At 44.4% G+C, this 2,678-nt stretch carries 2 protein-coding genes; both read left to right on the forward strand.

Annotation, left to right across the window (positions count from 1 at the left end; all coding sequences use genetic code 11):
* Positions 1-34: 34 nt before the first annotated feature.
* Positions 35-2,104 (forward strand): C-type lectin domain-containing protein, encoded by a 2,070-nt coding sequence (locus tag PLJ10_12395; GenBank protein ID HOK10442.1) that lies wholly within the window; start codon positions 35-37, stop codon positions 2,102-2,104.
* A 95-nt stretch (positions 2,105-2,199) separates the two neighbouring features.
* A partial coding sequence (locus tag PLJ10_12400) for a DUF1559 domain-containing protein (GenBank protein ID HOK10443.1) occupies positions 2,200-2,678 on the forward strand: 479 nt, incomplete at its 3' end.

Genomic DNA, 2,678 nt, shown 5'->3' on the forward strand with positions numbered 1-2,678 from the left:
AAGTGTTTTAACCCTTTAACAGAAGGAGTGGCTTATGCAAAGGTTAAAATTGGTAATCGGTTTCCAATTATGTTTGTGGCTCCTTGTAATTGGAGCATGGGCTGATGCCCCAGCGAATTATACATGGGCAAATGCACCTGGAGGTTCGTTTACTGCCTCAAGCGTGGATTTTGAAGCATGGATGACAAAATTGGCTCAATTCCAATTTGGTGGCGACTATGTGTTTGACTTTTTAGATCCAACCGATGCAGATAACAATGATAATGATGTTTTGGATGTTAATGAATTTGCCCTGTTAACAGCAATTTGTAATGACACATCGCACCCATTACACGATACAATTCACGAAGCATTTAAGACGAATTGGGGTTCCTTTCAATCTCATCAAGGTGCATTGGTGAATTCACTTGCTCCTGCATTGGCGATTATGGGTGGTGCGTATGCTACATTAGGCGATGGCGATTATGGTAGAACGCCAGCTGCATGGTTCTCAGGCTCCTGGGGCTCGGTAGCGGAAGTTCTATATGAATTATCTTCTTATGGGTCTGCGTGGAATTCGGGTCAGCCTGCGGAACCACCGTATGTTCGTCGTCAATCATATATGTCTATGTGTGGCGACTTTGATAGCGATGGCGTAAAGAACATTAACGAATGGTACGGGCAGAGTGGCAATGTAGAAAACTATGTTTCTGCCGCAATGAACCCAGCGATTACCACAAGCGGTGAAGACCCAAGTGGCGTTTGTGAAACAGGGCTTCGTTGGGGTAAGACCTATTTTTATAATCCTGCCAATCAACATGTATATTGGTTAGAGCCTTATACCTTGCCATGGGAAATTGCTGAACAGGTTGCTACGGAACATAGCCTTGTGAACAATTCAAGTGAAACTATAGCCATTCCAGGTCATCTGGTAACTATAGATGATTCTGCAGAAAATGCCTGGATTATGAGCACAGTGTATCCACAAATCAATAGTAATATGTGGATAGGTGCCACAGATAAACTTACAGAAGGACAGTGGATTTGGATTGGAACAGGTGAACAATTCTGGCAGGGTACTGCAAGTGGGACACCTGTCGGTGGAAAATATGTTAATTGGAACTCTGGTGAACCTAATGATTCCAGTGGCGAAGATTATGGCGAAATTACCAGTAGCGGTGGCTGGAATGATAACAAAGCCAGTGCTACTCGTAGAGGTTTAGTAGAATTTCCGAATGCATATCCCGATAATGATACAGATGGTATTCCTGACTTCTGGGAGCAATTTTCAGGCGGTGGTGGAGAAGGAGAAGGAACCGTTGAAGGGACGCCGGAAGGGACACCAGAAGGCACTCCAGAAGGAGAGGGCGAAGCTCCATGTGAATATGATGGGCTTATTAACGACCCGACCACTGGACAGGGTCCACAATTTGCAACCACTCTTGAAAGTGCGATACCTGAGTTGAATGCTCTACTTTCTGCATTTGAGATGCTAAGTTGGTTTAATTGGGATGTTGAATACCTTGAACAGGTGATGGCACATGTCCGTCCATATCCAGGAGATGGGTTGAAAGATTCATGGAGTATGGCATTACTTGAATACTGCCTGTGCCATCCGAATTTCCATCCAGAACTTGGAATTCCTCAAGATTTTGCCTATAATAAAAATCTGTTTGAACAGGATATGATGTGGTTGGCAAGCAATGTTGACCCTATTTTTGCAGCATTTCTGGCGTTTAGCGATGTTATGGCAGGGTTGTTAGGTTCAAGCGCTGAGATGCGGACCACATGGCACTCTATAATTCTTGCCTTGACTGGCGGTGCTGTCGGGCTACCCAGTGTAAATAACTATCATATTTACGGTTTGGCAAAGGCAAATGATGGTGCAATTGCTGCGAATGGTGACCTTGATGGTGACGGTAAGACGAATTTGCAAGAAGCACAAGAAGTCATTGCGGTAGGTGGTGGCATGGAATTATTTGTAAAAGCGGCTACAGATAAGACCAACATGTGGCCCGGCAATCCGGAAATTCCTGTGGGCTCCATTGCAATTATTGGTGCAATTTCAGGTGTAATTGTCGCCGGCAGTTCGTTAATCTTAGTCCGTCGGCGGAAGCAAGCATAATAAATAAGTTTTGGTATGTAACAGCACCCGGTTGTTGTGATACCGGGTGCTGTGAGTAGTTATAACTTTAATATATAAGAATAGGAGTTAGTGTTATGAAACAGAAAGGTTTTACATTGATTGAACTCCTTGTCGTTATCGCCATTATTGGCATACTTGCGGCAATTTTATTGCCGGCTCTTGCTCGTGCTCGTGAAGCGGCACGCCGTTCATCCTGTCAAAACAACTTAAAGCAGATAGGTTTGTCTATGAAGATGTATGCTAACGAGGCAAAAGGAGAACGCTTCCCTACAGTAAGTATAGCAGGTGGAGATACTTGTGATGATATTGGCATTGATTTCATGTGGTGGGGACCACAGTTATATCCGGAATATCTTTCCGATTTGGCTGTAAATGTGTGTCCTTCTGATTCTGATGGCAAACGTGCATTTACCGATGGTCGTTGGCATTGTGGTGAGAATCCGGATAATCCAGTGTGCCCTTGCAGGATTGACGCCCTATCCTATATTTACCTCTGCTGGACTGTGCGAGAACAGGACTATATGAATCCCGGTATGGATGCAAATGACCCAAC

This window comes from Candidatus Hydrogenedens sp. (genome assembly GCA_035361075.1).
GTDB lineage: Bacteria > Hydrogenedentota > Hydrogenedentia > Hydrogenedentales > Hydrogenedentaceae > Hydrogenedens.

What these genes read in the sequence shown, in the direction of transcription:
- PLJ10_12395 (HOK10442.1), top strand. Translation starts at nt 35, where the DNA reads ATGCAAAGGTTAAAATTGGTAATCGGTTTCCAATTATGTTTGTGGCTC.